Source organism: Pseudoalteromonas sp. UCD-33C, assembly GCF_001306895.1.
Classification (GTDB): domain Bacteria; phylum Pseudomonadota; class Gammaproteobacteria; order Enterobacterales; family Alteromonadaceae; genus Pseudoalteromonas.
Map to the genome: position 1 here is coordinate 191168 of NZ_LJTB01000003.1, position 25091 is coordinate 216258.

Annotated in this window: 28 protein-coding genes; 2 read left to right on the forward strand and 26 right to left on the reverse strand. The window is 42.7% G+C overall.

Annotated elements, in window-relative coordinates; genetic code table 11:
- From ccmE to ccmA, 5 genes are read right to left on the reverse strand one after another with little or no spacing between them, the layout of a single operon-like run.
- Entirely contained in the window at window positions 1-480 is a 480-nt protein-coding gene (gene ccmE / locus AOG26_RS08940; protein WP_054562161.1) for a cytochrome c maturation protein CcmE, read from the reverse strand.
- A complete protein-coding gene (gene ccmD, locus AOG26_RS08945) occupies window positions 477-680 on the reverse strand; it encodes a heme exporter protein CcmD (RefSeq protein ID WP_054553244.1) in 204 nt (67 codons plus the stop codon). The genes ccmE and ccmD overlap by 4 nt, the downstream gene beginning before the upstream one ends.
- 2 nt (window positions 681-682) lie before the next feature.
- Entirely contained in the window at window positions 683-1420 is a 738-nt protein-coding gene (locus AOG26_RS08950) for a heme ABC transporter permease (RefSeq protein WP_054562162.1), read from the reverse strand.
- A 1-nt stretch (window position 1421) separates the two neighbouring features.
- Complete coding sequence (gene ccmB / locus AOG26_RS08955) at window positions 1422-2108, reverse strand: heme exporter protein CcmB (protein WP_054553246.1); 687 nt, start codon at window positions 2106-2108, stop codon at window positions 1422-1424.
- The gene (ccmA, locus tag AOG26_RS08960; RefSeq protein ID WP_095209716.1) at window positions 2108-2728 is read right to left on the reverse strand and encodes a cytochrome c biogenesis heme-transporting ATPase CcmA; all 621 of its coding nucleotides are present in this window, start codon (window positions 2726-2728) and stop codon (window positions 2108-2110) included. The genes ccmB and ccmA overlap by 1 nt, the downstream gene beginning before the upstream one ends.
- Before the next feature lie 102 nt (window positions 2729-2830).
- Between ccmA and fliK the strand changes: the two genes are divergently transcribed.
- Together fliK and AOG26_RS08970 are read left to right on the forward strand one after the other, a co-directional pair.
- On the forward strand, window positions 2831-5605 hold the full coding sequence (fliK, locus tag AOG26_RS20695) for a flagellar hook-length control protein FliK (protein ID WP_054562164.1): 2775 nt from the start codon (window positions 2831-2833) through the stop codon (window positions 5603-5605).
- 5 nt (window positions 5606-5610) lie between these two features.
- The gene (locus AOG26_RS08970) at window positions 5611-5919 is read left to right on the forward strand and encodes an EscU/YscU/HrcU family type III secretion system export apparatus switch protein (protein WP_054562165.1); all 309 of its coding nucleotides are present in this window, start codon (window positions 5611-5613) and stop codon (window positions 5917-5919) included.
- A gap of 30 nt (window positions 5920-5949) precedes the next feature.
- On the opposite strand, the gene AOG26_RS08975 is transcribed toward AOG26_RS08970, so the two are convergent.
- From AOG26_RS08975 to fliM, 21 genes are all read right to left on the reverse strand, one after another.
- Window positions 5950-6354 (reverse strand): DUF2802 domain-containing protein, encoded by a 405-nt coding sequence (locus AOG26_RS08975; RefSeq protein ID WP_054562166.1) that lies wholly within the window; start codon window positions 6352-6354, stop codon window positions 5950-5952.
- Window positions 6355-6369: 15 nt separating this feature from the next.
- Window positions 6370-6867, reverse strand: coding sequence for a chemotaxis protein CheW (locus tag AOG26_RS08980; RefSeq protein WP_054553251.1), 498 nt, complete (start codon window positions 6865-6867; stop codon window positions 6370-6372).
- A 21-nt stretch (window positions 6868-6888) separates the two neighbouring features.
- Window positions 6889-7647, reverse strand: a complete 759-nt coding sequence (locus AOG26_RS08985; protein ID WP_054562167.1) for a chemotaxis protein CheW — start codon at window positions 7645-7647, stop codon at window positions 6889-6891.
- Window positions 7648-7649: 2 nt separating this feature from the next.
- The gene (locus AOG26_RS08990) at window positions 7650-8420 is read right to left on the reverse strand and encodes a ParA family protein (protein ID WP_054562168.1); all 771 of its coding nucleotides are present in this window, start codon (window positions 8418-8420) and stop codon (window positions 7650-7652) included.
- 11 nt (window positions 8421-8431) lie between these two features.
- Window positions 8432-9391 carry a flagellar motor protein MotB gene (locus AOG26_RS08995; protein ID WP_054562169.1) on the reverse strand — a complete coding sequence of 320 codons (960 nt, stop codon included), beginning with the start codon at window positions 9389-9391 and terminating at the stop codon, window positions 8432-8434.
- A gap of 6 nt (window positions 9392-9397) precedes the next feature.
- Window positions 9398-10162 (reverse strand): flagellar motor protein, encoded by a 765-nt coding sequence (locus tag AOG26_RS09000; RefSeq protein ID WP_054562170.1) that lies wholly within the window; start codon window positions 10160-10162, stop codon window positions 9398-9400.
- Complete coding sequence (locus tag AOG26_RS09005; RefSeq protein ID WP_054562171.1) at window positions 10155-11318, reverse strand: protein-glutamate methylesterase/protein-glutamine glutaminase; 1164 nt, start codon at window positions 11316-11318, stop codon at window positions 10155-10157. The genes AOG26_RS09000 and AOG26_RS09005 overlap by 8 nt, the downstream gene beginning before the upstream one ends.
- 62 nt (window positions 11319-11380) lie before the next feature.
- Window positions 11381-13684 carry a chemotaxis protein CheA gene (locus AOG26_RS09010; protein WP_054562172.1) on the reverse strand — a complete coding sequence of 768 codons (2304 nt, stop codon included), beginning with the start codon at window positions 13682-13684 and terminating at the stop codon, window positions 11381-11383.
- A 15-nt stretch (window positions 13685-13699) separates the two neighbouring features.
- On the reverse strand, window positions 13700-14467 hold the full coding sequence (locus AOG26_RS09015) for a protein phosphatase CheZ (RefSeq protein ID WP_054562173.1): 768 nt from the start codon (window positions 14465-14467) through the stop codon (window positions 13700-13702).
- A 17-nt stretch (window positions 14468-14484) separates the two neighbouring features.
- The gene (cheY, locus tag AOG26_RS09020) at window positions 14485-14868 is read right to left on the reverse strand and encodes a chemotaxis response regulator CheY (RefSeq protein ID WP_016708035.1); all 384 of its coding nucleotides are present in this window, start codon (window positions 14866-14868) and stop codon (window positions 14485-14487) included.
- A gap of 40 nt (window positions 14869-14908) precedes the next feature.
- A complete protein-coding gene (locus AOG26_RS09025) occupies window positions 14909-15619 on the reverse strand; it encodes an RNA polymerase sigma factor FliA (protein WP_054562345.1) in 711 nt (236 codons plus the stop codon).
- 26 nt (window positions 15620-15645) lie between these two features.
- A complete protein-coding gene (locus tag AOG26_RS09030) occupies window positions 15646-16506 on the reverse strand; it encodes a MinD/ParA family ATP-binding protein (RefSeq protein WP_054553259.1) in 861 nt (286 codons plus the stop codon).
- Entirely contained in the window at window positions 16499-18010 is a 1512-nt protein-coding gene (gene flhF, locus AOG26_RS09035; RefSeq protein ID WP_054562174.1) for a flagellar biosynthesis protein FlhF, read from the reverse strand. The genes AOG26_RS09030 and flhF overlap by 8 nt, the downstream gene beginning before the upstream one ends.
- Before the next feature lie 20 nt (window positions 18011-18030).
- Window positions 18031-20142, reverse strand: coding sequence for a flagellar biosynthesis protein FlhA (gene flhA, locus AOG26_RS09040; protein WP_054562175.1), 2112 nt, complete (start codon window positions 20140-20142; stop codon window positions 18031-18033).
- Window positions 20143-20213: 71 nt separating this feature from the next.
- Window positions 20214-21344 (reverse strand): flagellar biosynthesis protein FlhB, encoded by a 1131-nt coding sequence (gene flhB, locus AOG26_RS09045; RefSeq protein WP_054562176.1) that lies wholly within the window; start codon window positions 21342-21344, stop codon window positions 20214-20216.
- A 9-nt stretch (window positions 21345-21353) separates the two neighbouring features.
- Entirely contained in the window at window positions 21354-22133 is a 780-nt protein-coding gene (gene fliR / locus AOG26_RS09050; RefSeq protein WP_054553263.1) for a flagellar biosynthetic protein FliR, read from the reverse strand.
- Window positions 22134-22403: a flagellar biosynthesis protein FliQ gene (fliQ, locus tag AOG26_RS09055; RefSeq protein WP_054553264.1), complete on the reverse strand. Its 270-nt coding sequence runs from the start codon at window positions 22401-22403 to the stop codon at window positions 22134-22136.
- Window positions 22404-22443: 40 nt separating this feature from the next.
- Window positions 22444-23184, reverse strand: coding sequence for a flagellar type III secretion system pore protein FliP (gene fliP / locus AOG26_RS09060; RefSeq protein WP_054553265.1), 741 nt, complete (start codon window positions 23182-23184; stop codon window positions 22444-22446).
- A gap of 4 nt (window positions 23185-23188) precedes the next feature.
- The gene (gene fliO / locus AOG26_RS09065) at window positions 23189-23572 is read right to left on the reverse strand and encodes a flagellar biosynthetic protein FliO (RefSeq protein WP_054553266.1); all 384 of its coding nucleotides are present in this window, start codon (window positions 23570-23572) and stop codon (window positions 23189-23191) included.
- Entirely contained in the window at window positions 23569-23970 is a 402-nt protein-coding gene (fliN, locus tag AOG26_RS09070) for a flagellar motor switch protein FliN (RefSeq protein ID WP_054553267.1), read from the reverse strand. Before fliN ends, fliO begins: the two co-directional genes overlap by 4 nt.
- 22 nt (window positions 23971-23992) lie before the next feature.
- Window positions 23993-25084 carry a flagellar motor switch protein FliM gene (fliM, locus tag AOG26_RS09075; protein WP_054553268.1) on the reverse strand — a complete coding sequence of 364 codons (1092 nt, stop codon included), beginning with the start codon at window positions 25082-25084 and terminating at the stop codon, window positions 23993-23995.
- Between the last annotated feature and the right edge of the window lie 7 nt (window positions 25085-25091).

Consider the following 25091-nt stretch of genomic DNA (forward strand, 5'->3'; position numbering starts at 1 on the left):
TTAATTGCCGTTATCTAAGTTATACGTCGGTTTTTCGTGTTTGATACCCTTCACAGCTTCAGCAACTTCTGCAGGCATGTATTCTTCATCATGCTTTGCAAGTACTTCAAAGGCATCAATTTCATTGGCTTTAACTAACACACCCTGCGCAACAATCCCTTGGCCTTCACGGAATAAATCCGGCAAAATCCCTTGATAATTAATTGTCACCATAGGGCCTTTATCAATCAGTTTAAAGCTTACCTTTAAGCTTGATTCGTCACGAACAACTGAACCAGGTACAACCATGCCACCAATACGTAACTTTTGGCCAATATGCGGTTTTTCTTTGTTTGGTCCTTTACCCTCAACAAGTTCACTTGGGGTATAGAATAAATTAATGTTTTCTTGCAGTGCGTACAGCACTAAACCAATCGTTGCACCCACACCAAAAATAATGGCTACAACTGCTAATAAACGTTTTTTACGTCTTGGATTCATTGCCCTGCCTCTTGCTTCGCTTTCTTAATGCGCTCTTCACGTTGTGCTTGCTGCTTTACTGAAGAGAAAATACGTTTTGTATCGTTTAACGAACTAAATAAAATACCGAGTAAAATTAATGCACAGCTACCAAAAGACAACCATACATAAAAGCCATAGCCACCCATGGCAATAAAATCTGCAAAAGAATCAAACTGCATGATTAACCTCGCCTAACCATATCACGCACCCAAGGGCGGTGCTTTTCACGTTGGAGAATTTCGTTTTTAAGGCGGATTAACGTCACCACACCAACAAAACCTGCAAACGCAACAATGTTAACCATTAATGGCCAAAACATGCTTGGATCAATGGCTTTAGTATCAAACTTTGTAATGGTTGCACCTTGATGCAAGGTATTCCACCACTCCACCGAGAAGTGAATAATCGGTAAGTTGATAACACCAACAATGGCTAAGATACAAGCAGCACGCCCCGCTGCTTTTTTATCTTCAAAAGCATGATAAAGCGATAACACACCAAGGTATAAAAATAACAGAATTAACTCAGAGGTAAGACGTGCATCCCACACCCACCATGCACCCCACATAGGTTTACCCCATGCTGCACCGGTAATTAATGCTATCGCTGTCACACATGCCCCGACAGGTGCAATTGCAATCACTGCAAGTTCTGCATTACGTAATTGCCATACTAGTGCGATCACTGCTGCAATCGCCATAGAAGAGTAAGCGCCCATAGATAAAATAGCTGAAGGCACATGGATAAAAATAATTCGGTAGCTGTCTTTTTGTTGGTAATCGGCTGGGGCATAAGCAAGCCCCCAGACCCATCCAACAATCATACAAACCACCGTAACGACGGCGAAATAAGGCAGTAAGGTGTTACACAATTGGTAAGCACGATCTGCTTTTGCGTAGGGATGTAACCACTTCCACATATTAACTTACACTCACTTTCAATGCTGACGATATGGCAATTGGCGCCGCTATAATCGCTACGATTAGCATGGCACCAAGGATTGCAAGCTGTCCGCTATAGGCAAGCTCCATAGAGCTGGTATCAATAGCCGAGGTTGCAAAAATTAGTACAGGGATATACAAAGGCAAAACAAGCAAACTCATTAAAATGCCGCCTTTTTGTAGCCCCACAGTGAGTCCAGCGCCAATTGCGCCAATGAAGCTAAGCAATGGCGTACCTAACAATAAGGTCAGAACGGTTGCTAAAAGCGCTGAACTTTCTAAATTCAATAACAAAGCAAATACCGGAGTCATTAACACTAAAGGCAACCCCGTGATCACCCAATGCGCTGCCACTTTTGCAAGGACAGTTAACGGTAATGGGTATGATGAAGCAATTAATTGCTCTAGTGTTCCGTCGTGATAATCATCACGAAATAGCTTATCTAGGCCTAACATGGTCGACAGTAACGCAGCGACCCAAATAATGCCCGGAGCCATACGAGCAAGTAGACCGGGTTCAGGGCCAATTGCTAACGGAAAAAGTGTAATAACAATAAGAAAAAACAAGATAGGGTTAACGATTTCAGCACGCTGACGAAACGCTAATTTAAGATCTTTAGAAAAAACCGCAGAGAATAATTGCCAATACGAATGCTGTTTTACCATCAGTGGCGATACTCCAAAGTCACTGTTTGTAAGTCACTAAAATGTGTCGTTAAATCTTGGTGGGTAGTTAAAAGAATCGCGCCGCCAGCATTTAGGTGCTCAACAAAGCGTTCTTGTAAAAATGCCACACCGCTTTTATCAAGGGCTGTAAATGGCTCATCAAGGATCCATAGTTTGGCGCTGTTTAACCACAGTCTTACTAGAGCGACACGGCGCTGTTGCCCTGCTGACAACATACGAACAGGCACATCCTCAAGACCCACCAAGCCTATTTTTGCTAAGATCGGATACAAGTCTTGTTTGCTATCGTAGCCATTAATTTTTAGCCAAAATGCGACATTCTCAAGGGCAGTAAGTTGTGTATTTACCCCTGTTTTATGGCCGATGAATAATAACTCTTGTGCATATTCATCATAGTATTTTGTAATCGAGCGTTCTTGGAACAAAACATCGCCTTCATCCGCCATAGCGAAACCCGCGATAATACGCAATAATGATGTTTTACCAGCCCCATTCGGACCAGCTAACTGCATAATTTGTCCCGATTTCAAGCTGAAATTAAGATCCGCAAACAAACAACGATCTTGCTTGATGCAGGTGACGGCCTTAATGTGTAACAAGATGACGATTCTCTATACCCAAAATTAGGCGTTAGTCTACCATAATGATAGGGTAATACGAATATTGCTTTAAAACGATTAACTTATATTTGATCTAAAATAATGAATAAACAAAGCCAGTTGACTCTCAGCACTCAGCTTAATCTAGACCCAAAAGCAATCAGCAGTGCATCACAGCAATCACCTAATGATGCATTGAAAATGCTGGCTGAGCAGAGCCTAACTGCCCGTAATATCGTGATTGGTAAGCACAGTGTGCAAATGGACGTGCTAATCAATAACTCATGGCAAACATTACGCTTATCAACAGAGCAAGAAAACCTTAAAACTGAGCGCTTTTTAGCGGCCAATATTCAATTAAGTAGTGATGGTAAACAGCTGACTATCACACCAGCACCGCTGACGATTACACTTGGCAAAAGCCAGCAATTACAAGCACTACTGAACTTGCTAACGCAAGGGAGTGCAAATACAAATATGCCGCACCCGGCTCAGATTGCGCCAAGTAAACCTTTACTACAACTACCGGCATTAAAAGCTGAGTTTGCTCTTAACAATAGCCTGGTTGCTCTTTTAAAAGCTGAAGCACCACTTAAAGCCATTTTGCTGCCTGCTACCAACCAACAAAATAGCTTTAATTTAAACATTATTAATCGCTTTGGGGATTCTCTCCATCAGCAAAGTGTTAGCCAACAAAAAGTAGCTGAGTTGGTGGCTAAGCTAACCCCTGAAATGAATTTAAAATTAGCTGGGCAACAAGTACAGTTAAGCGTTGCAAACAAGCAAAGTAATGAATTAACTTTACCGCTACCGGCAATATCGCCAAAACAAGCTAAGCAAATTCAAGCGCAGTGGCAATTTCATCCTCATGCATTAAAACTAATACCCCAGCAAGTTAAAAATACTGTTGAACTTATAAATAAAGCACCTGTGCAACAAATACTGTTAAAGAACTCTCTGTCAGAGACATTCAATCAAGCATTAAAAAGCCAAGCTGTTGAACCCAAGAGTACGTTGATAGCGCCATCGAGCAGCTCAAATTCCCCCATTAGCTCTTGGCTAAAAGACAGTTTTGCTGATTTAAAAACGCGTATTAGTGATGCAGTGCGCTATTTTGAAAAGCTCCCCGCTACCACCAAAGCGGCTGTTAACCAGTCAACGCATCAGCTGATTGAAAGCAAAAATACAATTAGCCAACTGGGCTTTAATGCTAATAAAATCAATATAGTAAAGTTTGCCGCTATTCAACAAAGCGCGCCACAACATGCCGTCCCCCAAGTATCGCAAAAAACCAGTGGACCAGTTTCAGCAAATACGCCATTACCTGCGACTAAACAGACAGAGCCATTAACCGAAAGTCAGTCTACAAGGCAAGTTAGCTTACCCGTGAGTTATAACAAGGCTCCACCTTTAATACAGTTACTGCAACGGATAAAAGTCAGCTTAGAGCCGCTTGTTAGCGTGCAGCGCCCTGCCACTCAAATAGCAATCAATAGTAAAGCGCAAACTCCTGCTTTGAATAAAGATACGGCTTTACAACAAGCACCTGTAGACAACAAAGCAGTTAGCGGCGCTGTTACTGCCATGAAATCTGACAAACCAGCCTCAGAGCAGCTCGCCCAAGCTAAAAGTAACCTTGCTAATTCAGTAGTTAAAAACCCGAGTGAGCAGGTTACACAAACTAAACAAGCGACATTAAGCACAGACCCAAATTCTTCTGCGCTAAATGTAAAGCCTGATTTAAAAGGAGCACCTGCCCCTTTGCAACAACAGGCTGTAAAAACAGTGGTTAAAAACCTTGTAGCGGCAAAGCCTAACGAGCAAGTAAAACAAAATAATCTAGCGACTCGAACACCTGCTGAGCAAACAGCAGGATTACAAAAAGTTGCCCAGCAGCAAACTCAATTACACATCCCCTTTTTAGCAACAAAAGAGCCTAACTTAGCTCAACCCTTATTGCCGATAAGACCGATTGAGGCTGCACTGATTGCGAAGCTATTACCGCTTCCTGAAAGCAAACCTTTAGCAAGCACACCTATACCAGTGCAATTAACAGAAAAACTTGTAGCTCTGAGTGAGCAAAACACATCGTCTTCGGTAGATTTGAATCGACTCGTAAATCAAGCATTTAATCGCATGATCTCGAGTCAAAACATGCACCCTACTACGATTGAACGAGAGCTTTTAAGTATCCTCAGGCCAACAGCATTACCCAGCCAGACTCAGCAAGCGAGCTTTAGCCAAGGGTTAGAACAATTAGCTGTGGCTTCACTTGCCGCGCCAATTATTAATCAAGCACCAACCAACCTTAGTTTTAATAATCAAACAGGTCTTGATGCCTTACTGCAAGTGTTAGTGCCCAACTTTAAAGCCGTTAACGGTAATAAATTACTCGAGCAGCTACAGCAGCCTGCGATGCAAGCCATGGCGGCTGAAGCTTCACAACTAAAAAACACTTTGGCTCAGGTGCAAACAACACCTATCAATCAGCAACAAGATAACAGTGCTTTAGCGCAATTTTTCTTGCCGATGAAATTACCTCCTGAAACAGGGCAAACAGAAATCAGCTTAGGACAGTATAAAAAGCCAAGTAAAAATAAACTCGAAGCGAAAAATGTCTGGTTTGTGCGCTTGAACTTTGATTATGCACAGCTTGGCAAGTTACAAATTACCGCAGAGGTTATGGATAAAGCAGTTGATTGCCAGTTGCTCGCTTCTTCACAAGAAGTGACAGCGCTTGCTCATCCGCATTTAGAAACACTGCGTCATAAATTAGCAGGCCATGGCTTAAATGTAGGTGAGTTAAACTTGCAACAAGGAACGTCAAGCCACCAAGCTTTTTATAAATCCCATGCGATTATTAACATTAAGGTATAATTCTTATGAGTGAACAAGCGGTGCATAAATCAGCAATTGGCTTACTCTACGAAGCTGGTAGCTCGCCACGAGTAACCAGTAAAGGCTTTGGTGAATTGGCTGAAGAAATCGTCAAACTTGCTGAGCAAAAAGGTATTTTGATACACCAAGATGCTGATTTAGCACAAACCTTATCACATCTTGAGTTAGGTGAAGAAATCCCGAAAGAGCTCTATTATGTCATTGCCGAGTTAATTGCTTTTTCGTACGTATTGCGTGGTAAATTTCCACCAGGTTGGCAAGACTTTCAAGGTAAGCTCAACATTCAAGCCTAGTGCTCAAATGTACTCAAATAAAAAAGCGCCTTATTGGGCGCCTTTTTGTTTATGAAGTGACATGAGTAGCTCAGCTTCGGCTCTGGGTAATTCGCATTCACGAATTATTTCTTCTAAATCAGCGCCTAGCTCAACCATTTTAACCGCTCGCGAATAAATTTTCGCATTCGGATCATCATATTTTTGTGCATCTTGTAGCTGTTCAAGCTCTTTACTTTTTTCTTCAACAGCAACAACGCGTTTGCCAATACTCAGCATGCCGGCTCGCATCTCAGCCACTTCGCTACGTAAAATACTCAATTGCTGTTGAGCTTCTTGTAACTGTTTTTGCTTGGCTTGAATCGCCGCCGATTGCTTATTGTTATTGACAAAAATAAGCCCCAAACACACTAATACAAGTAAGATTGAGGCACCAAACAAAGAGTATAACAGCATATAATTCCCAAACGCTTATAGTGCGCTTAGCTCGTCCCACTCATCGTCATTTAATAATTTATTAAGATCAACCAAGATCAGTAACTCACCATCACGGTTAGATACACCTTGGATAAACTTAGCACTTTCTTCTGTGCCAATATTTGGCGCACTGTCAATTTCAGAGCTACGTAGGTAAACCACTTCTGCGACACTGTCGACTAAAATACCAATCACTTGCTTTTCAGCTTCAATGATAACGATACGAGAGTTATCAGTGACCTCAGCACCCATTAAGCCAAAACGTGCACGAGTGTCGATAACAGTAACAACATTACCACGTAGGTTAATAATACCTAATACATAAGAAGGCGCACCTGGTACAGGAGCAATTTCGGTATAGCGAAGTACTTCTTGTACTTGCATTACGTTAATGCCGTACGTTTCTTCTTCAAGTTTAAAGGTTACCCACTGTAACACTTCATCGTTGCTATCAGCGTTTTTATTTGCTGACAGTAGTCTTTCTTCACTCATGCTATTACTCCGTAAAAATAGTTACTGCTCACGGCTGTCTAAGCCCTGCTCTAGCAATTGATTTAAATTTTCAACGTCAATCAAGGCGCACATTTTCTCTTTGATGACACCTGCAAGCCAAGGCCGCTTACCTGATTTTGCTCGCCATTTTACATCTTCTTTACGAAGCGTAATATTATTTACGAGCTTTTCAGCCAATAATCCCCATTGGCTATCACCTAAGGTGATTAAATACTGATAATCTAATGATTGTTCTAATTTTTCATCATACTTTTCTGGCATAACCCAACTTGCAGTATCAACAACATTTAGTTTTTCTTCACGGTTTAGCATTACACCTTTAAACCATTTAGGTTTACCAAATAATTGGTTAACCTCTGCCAGCTGATGAATTCCCCCTAATGCTTTTAACGGTACAGCAAGCGTTAACCCTGCAACCTCAAAGAATAATGCCTGAAATTCACCATCAAAATAGTCTTCTTGACGATCAGACGAGGTTTTTGCAACCAGTTCAGCTTTAGGTTCTGCGACTATATCTTTGATATTAGCTTGGTTCTCGGTTTTCTCAAGCTCTTTAGTCGGTTCAGGGGGTGGTAAAACAGGTTCTGGAGTAGGCTGAACGTCTGTCAGCTTTTCTTCTGTCTTAGTTTCAGGCTCTTTAACCTGCTCCAGCAGCTTTGCGACTGGCTCAAGATTTTGGTCTGTAGGCTCATCTTCACACAACAAAGCGCCCAAATATTGGGTCATCACTTTTTCATTGGCAAATAAATGCTTACTCATCTTTAACCTTGTGCAACTAAGTAATCAAGCAGTGCACGATAGGCAAAAACGCCACGCGAACGCGGGCAAAATTGAATCGGCACTTGCTGTGCTAAACTAGCATCTCTAAACTTTGTATCGACAGGCACCACGCCTGACCATACTTTATCTTTGTAATTATCCTGCAGAGTCTTGTAAGCTTCAAGTGATGCTTTAGTACGTTTATCGTACATTGTAGGAATAATTGTATATTGGTACTGTTTTGCTTGCGATGTTTGCATCAACTCCATCGTACGCATCATACGATCAAGCCCTTTTAAGGCCAAAAATTCTGTTTGTACTGGCACTAAAATTCGCTCACTGGCAGCAAGTGCATTAACCATCAAAACCCCTAAAACAGGCGGGCAATCAATAATCGCATAATCATAATGGTCGCTAATTTTGGCCAGTGCTTTTTTAAGTATTAAGCCCATGCCATTTTTATTGCCCATGCTTCTATCAAGCGTCGCGATTGCCATAGTCGCAGGTAAGATATCAAGGTTTTCAAGTGTTGATGGACATAGAGCCTGTAAAATTTCTTCACTGGCCATGTTATTGCCGCGCGCAAAGATATCATACACGCTAACTTCTAAGTCTTCTGAGTCGATACCAAAATAATAAGTCAATGATGCATGCGGATCGGTGTCAATAAGTAACACGCGTTTTCCTTGTAAAGCGAGAATACCAGCAAGGCTAACGGCTGTTGTTGTTTTCCCTACTCCACCTTTTTGATTCGCTACGGTCCAAACTTTCACATCACACCTTATTATTGTTCATTGCGCGTAGTAATCCTAATGCCACCATGTGGTAATTGAATCACTTTAATGCTGTTATCATCGCTTGGCAACTCAATTTCTGTCGTCTGTTGGGGTTGGTTTTGTGACTCTTGTTCAGTATTTTCTGGCTCTTTTGGCGGTAAGCCATATTTAGACAATGCAACAACCACTTTGCGGTTTTCTGCGCGGCCTTGCTCAGTGTCATTACTTGCGAAGGGCGAATACTGCCCGTAGCCTTCAATAGCCATACGTGCAGGGTTAATGCCTAAACTCTCAAGCTCAACCAGTACGGATGTAGCCCGCGCTACAGATAGCTCCCAGTTTGAGCGAAACATCTCATTACGAATACCTTCGTTATCGGTATAACCACGCACGCGAATGTAGTTATCAACCGGTGCGATAATATCTTTCACTAAACCAACAACTTGCTTGGCACGCTGCTGTGCAACAGCACTGCCCGATGAAAACAGCATACCTGAACTTAATTCGATAATAAGCCAATCTTGGTGAAGCTCTAAACTCGCTTCACCATCACGAATTTCATCAATAAGCGCAGACTGCAATTTAGTAAGTAAGCTGTCGAGTGGCTTGCCGAGATGTTTTTTCTCAATATTGCTGGTTTCGCTTTGCCCATCGAGTAATTCAGGGCCTTGCTCATCTTTACGGATGCTCTCACCGTATAGAATGTCGTTCTCAGGGCTGACTCTGTCAGTTAATATGCCTGTGCCGTTAACCCCAGTGCCAACCTGTTGTTGCTGACGAGCTGATTTTTCGAACACCTGCTCCAGTGAGTCTGAGAGAATTTGAAAATCTTCATTTTTACTAATTGCGATAGCATACATGACCACAAAAAAAGCAAACATGATGGTCATGTAATCGGCATAAGAGACAAGCCAGCGTTCAGTATGTTGGTTTTTTGACGTGTTATGACGCAGACGACGGCGCATCATAATAAATTACTCGTCAACTAAGCTTGGGCGCTCTACACGGTACGCCTCAAGTTTTAGTTCGATATTAAGTGGGCTTTCACCTTGCGAAATAGCAATAATACCTTCAGCAAGTAGTTCATGATAAAGCATTTTTTGCTCAACTTGCTGCTTAAGTTTATTCGCCATAGGCAAGAATAATAAGTTAGCTAAACCAACACCATAAATAGTAGCGATAAACGCAGTAGCGACACCGGCACCCAGTTTTTCAGGATCGGTGATAAATTGCATGGCCTGAATCAAACCGAGTACCGCACCTAGAATACCAATTGTAGGGCTATAACCACCCATTGCTTCGTAAACCCGGCTTACCTCGAGTAAGCGCTCGCGTTCAAGCATTAAATCAATTTCAAGGGTATCTCTGAGCTTTTGCTCATCAATCCCGTCAACAAGTAGACTCAACCCCTTTGCCGCATAAGGATCTGAATGCGACAGCGCTTCAGACTCAAGGGCTAAGTAACCTTCTTGGCGTGCTTTGTGTGACCAACGCTTAACTTGTTCGATGGCTGCATCAATATCGTGATATGGCGGAAAAAACACCCAATGACTGATCTTTAGTGTTTTAGTAAAAACACTTGCAGGGGTTTGAAGCATCACAGCCCCAAGCGTACCACCGAGTACGATGATAAGCGCAGGACCATTAAATAGTGCAGAAACAACACCGCCCTCTAATGCATAACCAAAGGCGATTGCACTTATCGCGACAATTAAGCCAAGAAAAGATAGCTTATCCACAACCAGTCTCACGTGTTAGGCGAGCTGCAACATCGGTTAGTGCTAAGCTCTCGCTCGCCAGCCCCGCATTTGCAACAGCTTGTGGCATACCATACACCACACTGGTTTTTTCATCTTGCGCCCAAATAGTAGCACCGACTTGCTTAAGCATACGCGCACCATCACGGCCATCAGCGCCCATGCCCGTTAATACGACAGCTAGCACATCACCACCAAAGGTTTTTGCAGCACTAGCAAAAGTCACATCAACACTCGGTTTATAAGTAATACGCGGACTGTCGTCTTCAAACACACGTAGTGTGCGAGAGCCGCCTCGTCCTTCTATTAGCATTTGTTGACCACCAGGTGCTAAATAAGCGGTACCAGGCATTAAGCGGTCACCATTTTGCGCTTCTTTCACATTGATTCTGCATAATCCATTGAGGCGGGCTGCAAAAGCAGGTGTAAACGCAGCTGGCATATGCTGAATAAGCAAAATTGGATGCGGAAAGTTAGCTGGCAGCTGAGTTAAAATTGTTTGTAGCGCTACAGGTCCACCGGTTGATGTACCAATAGCAACCAACTGATATTGCTTGCCTGAAGCGCGAATGTTACTTGTACTCGATGACGAGGCTGCAGGCGAGCTAGCAGGAGCTGGACGGCTAAAGCTGCGATCAGGCTGAACAATCCCGCTGCGAGCACTTGTACTGCTACTGCTCCGTGGTACAGGTGCCGGAGTTGGTCGCGAAATAGGTGCTGGGCGCGCAAAACGAGAAAGGCGACGGCGACCAATCTCTTTTACTTTATTTTGTAAAAGCGCGATTGCATCTTCATTGTTGCGCGCAATATCTTCGAATTTTTTCGGTAAAAAATCTAAGGCACCAGCATCAAGTGCATCTAGGGTTGCTGTTGCACCATCACGGGTGAGTGATGAGAACATTAGAATAGGAGTCGGTGTTGCTGCCATTATTTCTTTCACGGCACTAATGCCATCAAGAACCGGCATTTCAACATCCATAGTAATTACATCAGGTTTTAATTCACGGGCTTTATCGACCGCTTCACGACCGTTTACGGCAAAACCAATCACTTGAATATTGCTGTCTTGCTCTAAAATTTCGCTTACACGGCGGCGAAAAAAGCTTGAATCATCAACAACTAATACTTTGACTGCCATTGGCACTCTCTTGTTTTATATCATTCAAAGTGCAGCTAAATGCTGCACTTTATTATTTATTATTAGCCAACGTAGTGTTTAAGCATGCTAGGTACGTCGAGGATCAATGCAATGCCACCATCAGAAGTAATTGTCGCACCTGCCATACCTGGTGTACCTTGCAATAAGGCATCCAAAGGTTTAATAACAACTTCCTCTTGACCAATTAACGAGTCAACTACAAAGCCCACTTGCTTAGTACCTATTTGTACAATCACCACGTGACCTTCGGCTTTACGCTCTTGGCGGTTGGCGCCTTTTACTAACCAATGTTGTAAATAGAAAAGCGGGATCGCTTTTTCACGTACAATAATTGTCAGTTGGCCATCAACTACGTTAGTTTTAGTTAAATCAAGGTGGAAAATTTCGCTAACACCAGCAAGTGGTAATGCAAAAGTTTGCTCACCCACAACAACCATTAAGGTCGGTAAGATAGCAAGTGTTAATGGCACCTTGATTTCAAGTACAGTACCTACACCCAGCTCAGACTGAATATTAACCGAGCCATTTAACTGAGTGATTTTAGTTTTAACAACATCCATGCCCACACCACGTCCTGAGATGTCAGAGATCTCTTCTTTGGTTGAGAAACCTGGTGCAAAGATTAAGTTGTACGCTTCGGTATCCGACAAGCGACTTGCTTGGTCGTGATCGATCACCCCTTTGCTAATTGCGATTTTTTTCAGTTTCTCAGCATCCATACCTGCACCATCATCACGAATGGTTAGTAGGATGTGATCACCTTCTTGTGATGCCGAAAGCGTTACGGTACCTGTACGCGGTTTACCTGCGGCTTCACGCACATCTGGCATTTCAATACCATGGTCAACAGAGTTACGCACTAAGTGCACCAATGGATCAGCAAGTGCTTCAACAAGGTTTTTATCTAAATCGGTTTCTTCACCAACTAGCTGCAGGTTAATATCTTTTTTCAAGCTACGGGCTAAGTCACGAACAACCCGCGGGAAACGGCCAAATACTTTCTTAATTGGCTGCATGCGGGTTTTCATAACCGCGCCTTGCAAGTCTGCGGTTACCACATCTAGGTTAGAGATGGCTTTGCCCATTGACTCGCTATTGCTGTTATTAGCAAGGCTCACTAAGCGGTTTCGGACCAATACCAGCTCACCCACCATGTTCATGATTTCATCGAGACGTTTAGTATCAACACGTACCGTTGTTTCTGCCTGTGGTGGTGGCGCTTTTTTCGGTGCAGCAGAGGCTGCAGGCGATTTTTCTGGTGCTTTTGCAGGAGCTGGAGCAGGTTTAGGCGCTGCGGCAGCAGGTTTAGGCGCAGGTGCCGGTTTTGATGCTGCAGGCTGTGCTGGTTTTGCAGGTTCTGCTTTTGGTGGTTCAGGCGCTTTTTCTGGCGCAGCCGTTTCTAAAGACTGAGGAGCAGTACCTTTACCGTGTAATTCATCAAGCAGCGCTTCAAACTCGTCATCGCTAATTTCATCGTCTGAGTCATTGGTTGAAGTATCTGCTGCAGGTGCTTGAGGAGCCGGCTGTGCTGGTTTTGCTGCTTCAGGCTGAGCAGAAGTATCTTGTTTTACTTCACCGAAGTTACCAACGCCATGCAGTTCGTCTAATAAGCTGTCAAATTCATCATCGGTAATATCGTCACTATCACTGCTAATTGCTTCAGGAGCAGTCGCTGCTGGACCTTGCCCTTTGCCATGCAGTTCATCTAGTAAGCTTTCAAATTCGTCTTCGGTGATTTCGTCAATATTTTGAGGCTCAGCGCTGCTATCTGCAAGACCGCCGCCATCAAATAACATATCAAACGCAAACGGGTCATCTTCATCGATATTGTCTGTTGCTGTATCTGCTGTGACTTCAGGCGTATCAACAGCAGGCTCTTCAACTGCGGGTTCTTCAGGTGCAACTGCAACATCCTCTGCTACAGATAAGTCTTCACCTGCAAGCTCTTCTGCGGTTGGTGGCTGACTTAATTTATGAAGGACTTCTAATAGGGCTGGATCTGCAGGCTCTGGCTGTTCGCGATTTTGAATCGTAGCGAACATTTCGTTGATAGTATCGAGAGCCTGTAAAATTACGTCCATTAGTTCTGGTGTTACACTGCGTACACCTTGACGTAATAAATCGAAAACATTCTCTGCACCATGACACGCATCTACAAGCTCAGTCATACTTAAGAAGCCTGCACCACCTTTAACAGTATGGAAGCCTCTAAAAATGGCGTTTAATAGATCTTTGTCTTCTGGGTTGTTTTCAAGCTCGACTAATTGCTCTGACAAAAGCTCTAAGATTTCTCCTGCTTCAACAAGGAAATCCTGTAATATATCTTCATCGACTTCAAAGCTCATGCAGCTACTCTCCTCTTAGAAGCCCAGACTTGATAATAGATCATCGACTTCATCTTGTCCTGAGACAACATCATCGCGAGACTCTTTATCAATAATTGGCCCTTCAGGACCTGCTAGTGTGTCACTTGTTGCAGGTGCTTTTTCTATGGCCTGTTTTTCTTGTTGTTGATGACCATCTTCTTGACTGCCAAACACAGTTAAGAGATTAATTAAACTGTCTTCTACCTCTCGCACCAACTCAATAACACGGCGAATAACTTGTCCGGTTAAATCCTGATAATCCTGCGCCATCAGCACATTAGTCATCAAACCTTGGAGCTCATCGGTTTTGGTATGCGAGTTATTCATGAACTTATCTAAGCTATGACATAACGATTTAAATTCACCGAGTTCAATTTCTCGGTTCATTAAACGATCCCACGTAGGTTTGATTGCGGCAATTTCATCAGCAAGTTGTTGCGCTATTGGTAAACTTGCTTCAACCGCATCCATGGTTTTATTGGCGGCGCTTTCTGTCATTTCCATAACATAATTTAAGCGCTGCTTAGCGTCTGGGATCGCGTCGGTAGTTAAATCAGTGAGACGAGTATCTAGGTCAAAGTTTTTTAACGCTTCATGAAGCTGACGCGTCAATTTGCCGACTTCAGCAAACAACTCTGATTGTTCTTTTGATGCAGCGTCAAGAATGAGCTTATCTGCTTTTTCTTGTTCACCATTTTCAAGATACTCAACAAGTTGACGAGCTTGCTCTAAACTTATTTGAGGCGCAGCAAGTGCTGACATAAGCCTCTCCCCTTAGATTAACCTAAACGTTCAAACACTTTTTCCAATTTGGTTTTAAGTGTCGCAGCAGTGAATGGTTTAACGATATAGCCATTAACACCTGCTTGAGCAGCAGCAACAATTTGTTCTTTTTTCGCTTCAGCTGTCACCATTAATACAGGAATATGCTTAAGGCTATCATCAGCACGAATTGCACGTAACAAATCAATACCTTGCATACCAGGCATGTTCCAATCTGTTACAACAAAATCAAATTCTTGATTTTGTAGCATTGGCAATGCTGTTGAACCGTCGTCAGCTTCCTGCACATTGGTAAAACCTAAATCCCTTAATAGATTTTTAATGATACGTCTCATTGTAGAAAAATCATCAACAACAAGAATTTTCATGTTTTTATCCAAAACATCCTCCGGTGAGGTTTGAACCTTTATTTACTTACTACTAATTAATCCAGTCATTGATTTTTGCTTTGAGCTTAATCATCGCCTGACCATGTATTTGACTCACACGCGACTCGCTAACATCGAGTATGTGTCCTATTTCTTTTAAGTTCATTTCGTCGTTGTAGTACAAAGACAAAACGAGAGCATCTCTTTCTGGTAACGATTGGATAGCCGTTAATAGAGACTGGTTAAACCGCTCATTTTTAACGTTATTAAACGGTTTGTCTAGTCCTAAATCCTGACCTACTGGTGTGATGACGTCTTCATCTACACCTAAATCTTCAATACCTAATACTTTACTCGAATTTACATCATGTAGAATATGATGGTACTCATCTAGCGTAATATCAAGTTTTTCAGCGACTTCAGTATCTTTGGGCTCACGATTTAAAGTGCTTTCTAATTCGGAAATGGTTTCAGCCACAAGGCGGGCATTTCGGTGAACTGAGCGTGGCGCCCAGTCACCTCTACGAATTTCGTCTAACATCGCACCACGAATACGAATTCCAGCGAAGGTTTCGAAACTAGCACCTTTGCTAGCATCAAAGTTTTTTGACGCTTCAATTAGGCCTATCATGCCTGATTGAATTAAATCATCGAGTTGCACACTGGCAGGTAAACGAGCAATTAGATGGCACGCCACTTTTTTGACTAAAGAGGCATGTTTTTCGACAATCGCATTTAAATTCTGTGCTGATTGATATCCCATCGCTTTATTCACCGATGTTGTCATAGTTAGCCGTTTACTAGTTTTTCAATAAAAAATTCTAAATGGCCAGACGGTTGATTAGGGATCGGCCACTTAACTGCTTTTGTTGCTAATGTTTTAAACGCCACCGCTGCCGGTGAGTTCGGGAATAATTCAACAATCACCTTTTGACGTCGCGTAGATTTACGCATGTTCTCGTCATAAGGAATGGTTGCTACCAACTCCATTGAAACATCTAAAAAACGATCCGTTACTTTTGAAAGTTTAGCAAATAATTCTTGCCCTTCACGCAAACTGCGCACCATATTGGCAACAATTTTAAATTTATATACGCCATGCTCACGGCTAAGCACTTTAATAAGTGCGTAAGCATCAGTAATTGAGGTAGGTTCATCGCATACAACCACAACAACGTCTTGGGCTGCACGAGAAAAGCTTAATACCATGTCAGAAATACCTGCGGCGGTATCAACAATTAATATATCAAACTCGGTGTTTAACTCGCTAAAAGCGCGAATAAGGCCTGCATGCTCAGATGGCGTTAATTCAACCATACTTTGTGAACCAGACGTCGCTGGTACAATTTTGATGCCCGCAGGGCCTTCAACAAGAATTTCGTCAAGCTCACACTCGCCTGACAAAACATGAGATAAATTACGTTCAACACGAAGGCCAAGCATTACGTCACAGTTTGCCAAACCTAAATCGGCATCTAATACTAATACACGATTTCCTTGCTGACCTAATGCGATTGCGGTATTGAGTGAAACGTTGGTTTTACCCACTCCACCTTTACCGCCAGTAACAGCGATAACTTTAACGCCACTATTATTATTTTGATTCATTTTGCGCAGGCCGCTTGCTTGATCTAATACTGTGTTAATCATACATCCCTACTGTGTTCGACGCTACTGCTTGACGTCTTGAATGTTGTGCTTTTGCTCGTTTTAAATACAATTGTTCAGCTTTTTTCACTAGTTTTTCAGCATTCGCTACGCGAATATCCTCAGGAACGCGCTGACCGTTAGTAAGATACCCTATTGGCAGGCGATTTTGAATCGCTATGCTAATAATCTCACCTAAACTTAAAGATTCATCCAATTTAGTGAAGATACAGCCACTTAGGTGAACCTTTTTAAAGTGTCTTACGGTTTCTTGCAACACATTTATCTGTGCTGTAGCACTTAATACTAAATAACTACGAATATCAACACGCTGATTACGCATTAGGGTATTTAACTGCTCAGTTAAACGTAAATCACGTTGGCTCATACCCGCTGTGTCTATTAATACTAGACGCTTATTACGTAAATGGTATAACACTTCAGCTAATTCATTCGCATCTTTTACCTGCTTAACACCACAGCCAATAATACGACCATAAGTAGCCAATTGTTCGTAGGCACCAATTCTGTAGGTATCAGTGGTGATCAACGCCACTTTATCAGCACCATATTTTTGTGCACCCAGTGCAGCTAATTTTGCAACTGTGGTTGTTTTACCAACGCCTGTTGGACCCACTAACGCAAATACACCGCCTTGACGCAGAATTTCGTTATTAGTGGTATGCATTTGGTTTTCAACCATTTGCAGAAGTGCTTGCCACGCTTGTTGACGTGATACGTCGTCAGGAATGAAACAAGCCATTTGCTCTGCAACATCACGTTCAATACCCATACCTGCTAAGCGGTCAATCATACATGCACGAGTCGGATCACGGCGTGCCATATCTTGTTGCATTAAGCCAGATACTTGGTGTTCAAGTAATTGACGAATCGCATTCATTTCTTCACGCATGGTCGTCATTTCTGATTGATTCGCAGGTGCTGAGTTTTTGTGCTCGGCTGGTGAATCTAAATCATCAAAACCAGAATCTAAGTCGTCATCAAAACCTAAGCTATGTGCTTGAGTTTGTACACGAGGTGCTGCTTGCTGTTGATAACGAGGAGCTTGCTTATATTCAGGCTGTTGCTGCTCAAAGCTTGGCTCTTTTGGTTGATAGTGTTCACTCGTATCAATACCAGATTGACTAAACATTGACGCAAGCTCTGGCGAACGAGGGCGTGGGGCTTGACGCTCAAGTAACGCTTGTAGGCTATCAGCAACTTTCGCTTGCGGCTCAGGTTTAGCACGCATTGGCTCAGGTTTAACAAAGTTATGCTGTGGAGCAGGTGCTGATTGTGCCACTGCTGATTGTGCCACTGCTGATTGTGCCACTGCTGGTTTAGCTTCGGCTTTCGGGGCTGCTTTGTCGTAATCAACAGCTGCAACGATTTCAACGCCGTTAGCAAGCTTTTTGTTCGACATAATAACCGCATCAACACCTAGTTCATCTTTCACTTCTTTCAGTGCTGTGCGCATATCTTTAGCAAAAAAACGTTTAATTTTCATGGTTCAACCCCTTTACTATCCTATTGTTGGCCTACTGAGCTGACAATCTTAATCTGTCTTTCGTCTGGTACCTCTTGGTAAGACATCACCCTTAAACCTGGGATGGTGTACTTAACGAAGCGAGATAACACAGTTCTTAACATTCCTGACGTTAACAGTATCGAAGGTTCACCGGCCATTTCTTGGTTTTGATGCGCTTCATTCAATGATTGTTGAAGTCGCTCTGCAAGGCTTGGCTCTATTCCGGCACCTTCGTCACCTGCATTCTGAAGTGACTGATGCAACATCTGTTCCAACTCAGGCGCCAAGGTTATGACAGGGATCTCAGAAGACATACCAACAGCGTCTTGAACGATTAGTCTGCGCAGTGAAATTCGCACTGCAGCCGTTAGTACATCTGGGTCTTGGCTACGTGGGCCATACTCAACAAGGGTTTGAACAATCGAGCGCATATCGCGAATTGCCACTCCTTCATTGAGTAAGTTTTGTAGCACTTTTACGATAGTAGTAAGTGGTAATACGTCAGGAACCAGTCCTTCAACAAGACGTGGATGACTCTTCGCTAACATATCTAATAAGTTTTGTACTTCTTCATGACCAAGTAGTAAAGCAGCACTGTTAGTAAGTAACTGGCTAATATGAGTTGCAACCACAGTTGCAGAATCAACGACGGTATAGCCAAGTGATTGTGCTTCATCTTTTTGATCAGGTTTGATCCACACCGCATCTAATCCGAATGCAGGATCTTTTGTAGCAACCCCTTTGATTGGACCAAATACTTGGCCTGGATTAATCGCTAACTCATCACCATGCTTAAGCTCACCTTCACCGCTTGAAACACCCATCATAGTAATTCTGTAAGCGTTAGGGTCGAGCTCTAAGTTATCGCGAATGTGCACAGGAGGTACCAAGAAGCCAAGCTCCTGAGACAGTTTTTTACGCACACCTTTAATACGATTTAACAGTTCACCACCTTGAGATTGGTCAACAAGTGGAATTAAGCGATAACCCACTTCTAAACCAATAACATCAACTTGCTGAACATCATCCCAACCCAGCTCTTTTTGTTCTTGTTTATTGGCAACACCTGTACCTGGTGCACCACCATTTGCCTCTTGCTCTGCTTTTTCGGCTTCTGCTTTGGCTTTTTGTTGCTGTGTGAAATAAGCAAGGTAACCGAGTAATGCACCTAAGCTTAAAAATGCGATGTGCGGCATACCCGGCACAATACCCATGATGATTAAAATACCTGATGCGATATAAAGTGATTTTTCGTTACCTAGCTGAGTCTTAACTTGGTCGCCCATATTGTGCGATTCATTTTGACGTGTAACAACGATTGCGGTACCGATAGACAGTAACAGTGAAGGTAGCTGTGCAACTAGACCATCACCAATGGTTAGTAAGGTGTATACTTCCATCGCACGGCTGAACGATAAATCATGTTGGATCATACCAACAAATAAGCCACCAACGATGTTAATCACTAGAATAACGATACCTGCTATTGCATCGCCTTTTACGAACTTACTCGCACCATCCATTGAACCATAGAAATCGGCTTCGCGGGTGACTTCTTCACGACGTTCACGAGCTTGCTCTGCACTGATGAAACCGGCGTTTAAGTCAGCATCAATCGCCATTTGTTTACCAGGCATTGCGTCAAGAGTAAAGCGAGCTGATACTTCAGAAATACGGCCAGCACCTTTGGTGATAACCACAAAGTTAATAATGATTAAAATCAGGAAGACCACTAAACCAACTGCATAGTTACCGCCGATAACCACCGAGCCAAAGGCCTCGATAACTTTACCGGCTGCATCTCCACCATTATGACCTTCTAGCAATACCACACGGGTACTGGCGACATTCAGTGCTAAGCGCATGATGGTTGCAATTAGTAGAACCGCAGGGAACATACCAAATTCAAGTGGTTTCATGGTGTAAACAGTAACTAGTAACACCACCAGTGCTAACGCGATATTAAACGAAAATAGAATATCTAAAAGAAATGGCGGCAGGGGTAAAATCACCATGCCCAGCGCAGCAAGTACCATTAACGGCGTGCCGATACCCTTCGCATATTCTTTTTTATCTCTGTTAAGTTGTTGTAATACCGCTTTAAATTCCATAATTCAACAATTTCAAAATATTGACACTACACGGAATTTGCAATAACTATTCCAAGTTATATAACTACTTACTAATATTTGTAAGCATCGGGTATTGGGAGCTTTTTATTAAGTGGAACAGGACGTTTTCCACGCCCTTTTTGGAAGCGCTTTAACTGGAAGACATAAGCCAGCACTTGCGCAACGGCTGTGAATAGCTGATCAGGTATTTGATTGCCCACATCGGTGGTGTGATACAGTGCACGTGTAAGCATCGGTGATTCAACAATTGGCACGTCATTACCCTTACCCACTTTACGAATTTGCATAGCAAGCTCGTCCACGCCTTTAGCAAGCACAATTGGCGCACCCGCTTTAGCTGTATCGTATTTAAGCGCGACTGAGTAGTGCGTCGGGTTGGTTACAATCACATCGGCATCAGGCACGTCTTGCATCATACGCCTTTGCGACATTTCACGCTGAGTACGGCGAATACGCGCTTTTATTTGCGGATCACCCTCAGAGTTTTTAAATTCGTCTTTTACCTCTTGTAAGGTCATTTTTAACTGTTTATGGTGTTTGTGACTTTGATAAGGAGAATCTATTGCTGCAATAATGATTAACGTACAAGTTAACCCCAAGAACATCCAAGAGAGGATTTCGAGTGCATGGATAAAATTTCCGGGCGCGCTTTCAATGCTTAGGTGCAGTATTTCATCAAAGAAAGTATTAATTAAGAACACCGCAAAACCTGCAACCACTACAAATTTTAAAATAGACTTAACTAGCTCTACTCCTGCTTGAGGGCCAAGCATACGCTTAATACCTTTAGCCGGCGACATCTTACTTGCTTTTGGTGCTGCCGCTTGCCAACTAAAGTTATAGCCCCCCAGTAAAGTATTCCCAACAAAAGCGGCTATCACGATGATCAACACAAACATTGCCATAGGGAATAACAACGCATCCGCAACAATTCCCCACACTGAAAACATTTTAGTGGTGTCGTAGGTTTCATTACGGTTAAGGCTTAATAAGCGCCCCATCACATTATAAAGACCTTTGCCAATTTCAGGTCCATACAACAATAAGGAAATAGCTGAAAAGATAAGCACAAACATTGTACCTAGCTCTTTTGAGCGGGCAACCTGACCTTTCTTTTTGGCATCATCAATTTTTTTCTGCGTGGGTTCTTCGGTTTTTTCTTGACCTGAATCTTCAGCCATGGCGTGCTCCTAAGGTGTACAACCAACAAGGCTGCACATTAACTCAACCATTTTTAACCACTGAAACTCAAATTGAGTCATGAAGTTACCTAGCGTTGCCCAAATAATCACGAGCCCAGCCACTAAGGTAAACGGAAAACCAATCGAAAAAATATTTAACTGCGGTGCCGCACGGGTCATCACACCAAACGACATGTTAATAACCAGCATAGCTGTCAGTGGTGCTAAAGCAAGCACCAAGGCTGTGGTGAACATCCAACCGCCCCAAGTAACGATATCCCAATAATGATCAACCGCCCACCAATTGCCATCAATTGGTAATACTTCAAAGCTATGAATGACCATTTGGATCATCATTAAGTGACCATTAAAAACAAAGAACAGTAAGGTAGCCAAAATCAGGTAAAACTGACCCACAGCGGGTACACTCAGACCATTCGATGGATCAACGACGGACGCAAAACCAAGACCAGTTTGCATCGCGAGTATTTGCCCTGCTAAAACAAAGGTATTTAATAATAGTACTGAAGCAAAGCCTATCGCCACACCAATAAGCATTTGCTGAATGACCACAAGGATCATCTCAAACGAAAATAAGTTATTAAAAGTCGCAGGGGGCAGCATAGGCACAGCAACAAAGGTTACAACTACCGCTAAACCAAGCTTAATTCGGCTTGGTACATTCTTCGCACCAAGGCCTGCCATGATCATAATCATTGAGCTAATACGCACTAATGGCAGCAAAAAATCGCTGAGCCATTGAATAATAACCGCAAATGGAAATTCCATTTAGCCTGCTATCTCCGGTATCGACATCACTAAGCGAGTGAAGTAGTCCATAAGCTCTTGCGTGAACCAGTGACCACCGATAATAAGTGCACTTATGGTAATCAGCAAACGAGGTAAAAAGCTTAAGGTTTGCTCATTGATTGATGTTGCCGCCTGGAAAACTGCCACTACAAGACCGACTAATAAGCCAGGTACTACGATTGCAGACACTAACTTTATAACTAAGAATAGCGCGTCACTGAGTATATCGACAAAAATTTCTGGTTCCATTTTGTCTCTCCTACCTAATTATGTGTCTTGAATTGCATTGTTACACCCCGAGCCCAAAGCTCTTCGCCAGCGTGCCCATCACAAGGCTCCAACCGTCTACTAATACAAACAGCATAATCTTAAACGGCAAAGATACAATCATCGGCGAAAGCATCATCATACCCATGGCCATTAATACGGAGGCCACGACTAAATCCACAATCAAAAATGGGATGAAAAACATAAAACCAATGATAAAGGCCGTTTGCAATTCGCTGGTAACAAACGCTGGGATCAATACAATCAACGGCGTGTCTTCTGGCGAATCTAATTGCTCATAACCAGCTATTTTCGCAAAAGTCTCTAAATCTTTTATACGAACTTGCGAGAGCATAAACGCTTTCATTGGCTCTTTGGCAAGTTCTAATGCTTGCACTGAGGTAACTTGTTCATTCAAGTATGGCTCAATAGCGCGCTCATTCACTTGCTGATAAATTGGCGCCATAATAAAAATACTTAAAAACAGCGACATACCTAACAAAATTTGATTCGATGGAGTTTGTTGTAAGCCTATTGCTTGGCGTAATATCGCCAGAACCACAATAATCCGTGTAAATGAAGTCATCATAATGACCGCCGCTGGAATAAAACTCAGCGCCGTCATAATCGCTAACACTTGTAGCGTCACGGAGTAATCTTGAGAGCCATCAGGGTTGGTGGTAATGGTCAGTGCTTCTATGCCTTCAGCGTTAACCGACGGCAAAAACAACACACTTGCTAAAATAAGTATCCACTTGATCATAGCGTTAATTCTTTTTATTTGAAGGTGATTGTGGGTTCAGTAACTTACCAAATTTTTTGGCAAGTTCTGGCAGTTCTTTTTCTTGTAATGGTGTTTCTAGTTTATGCAGGTAGTTAATACTATGCGGGGTCACACCAATTAGGTGCTGAGCGTTATCGATTTCAATGACCATCAAGCGCTCACGAGAACCTAAAGGCAAACTGCGCACTACTTTAAATTCATCACTATTAGCAAGATTTGGATTTAGTTTTTTAACCAAAAAAGCCAAAGCAATAATAACCACCAGCACTAAAAGCAAAGACATCACCATAGACAGTAAATCTGCCGTCGGTGATGCCGTAGGAAATGCAGTGCTCGACGCACTTGTTAAAGCGACTAAAGCATTCATCGTAACTTTTTAATACGCTCAACTTGGCTGATAACGTCAGTTAAACGAATACCGAACTTATCGTTGACGACAACCACCTCACCATGCGCAATCAGGGTGCCATTAACCAATACATCAAGTGGCTCACCAGCGACTCGGTCTAGTTCTACCACTGAACCTTGGTTAAGCTGTAATAAGTTACGAATGTTGATTTTTGAACGACCCACTTCCATCGAAATAGTAACTGGAATGTCCAAGATAGTATCAAGTTTACGTTTTTCGTCGCCAGACAGCTCATGTCTTTCATCTTTTAACTCATCAAGCTCCGCTACAGCAGCATCGCCTGAGCCACCCTCAGCTTCTTCAGCTTCGGCTAGTGCCGCAGCCCATTCGTCCATTGTATCTTGATCATCACTCATTATGTTTAACCTTATAAATCGACTACCAGTCTAAATCTACACCTTCAGATAGATGTAGATCTTCTTCTAGTTCTGCTAATTCTGCATCTGAATCCAGTTTTTTGCCACCTTTTGTGAACACATGTAGTTCTGACTTAACTGATTCAGGGCGTTTAATTTTTTCACTAATTTGTAGTGCCACATTGTCACGAGAGCGGCCCATTTTCGCTCTGAAGGTCGGCAATTCTTCTACAAATACGGTGATATGTTCTGGCATTTCAACAGGGATAATATCGCCAGCTTTAAGCTCCATAATCTGTTGTAGCGTTAGATCAACCTCAAGCAATTGAGTCGATAAATCGACCTCAACATCCATGATCTCATCACGTAATGCTTTACTCCAACGTAAGTCAGTGTCTTCAGTGTCTGATTGCACACCGGCATCGAGTAATTCACGGATTGGCTCAAGCATCGAATAAGGTAATGCGATATGGAAATCACCGCCACCACCATCTAGCTCAATATGGAAAGAGCTAATAACAACCACTTCAGTTGGACTTACGATGTTAGCCATCGCTGGGTTAACTTCTGAGTCAAGGTACTCAAAAGACACATCCATTACCGGCGCCCATGCTTCTTTATAATCTTCGAAGATGATTTTAAGCAGCATTTGAACAATACGGCGTTCTGTTGGGGTAAATTCACGGCCTTCTATTTTTGCATGATAGCGGCCATCACCACCAAAAAAGTTATCCACCAAAATGAATACTAATCGGGCTTCCATGGTAATTAGGCCGGTGCCCTTCAACGGACGAAAACGTACCATGTTCAAACTAGTTGGCACGAATAAGGTATGAATATATTCGCCAAATTTAATCATTTGTACGCCGTTAATCGACACCTCAGCGGTGCGGCGCATCATGTTAAATAGGCTAATTCGCATATGACGGGCAAAACGTTCATTCACGATCTCCAAGGTCGGCATACGACCCCGAACAATACGATCTTGTGATGAGAAGTCATACTGTAAGGTATTACTGTCTAAGTCATCACCTTCGTGAATATCTTCCTCTTCGACTTCATCAACGCCATGTAAGAGCGCATCAATTTCGTCTTGAGATAATAAATCGCTCACGCTGACC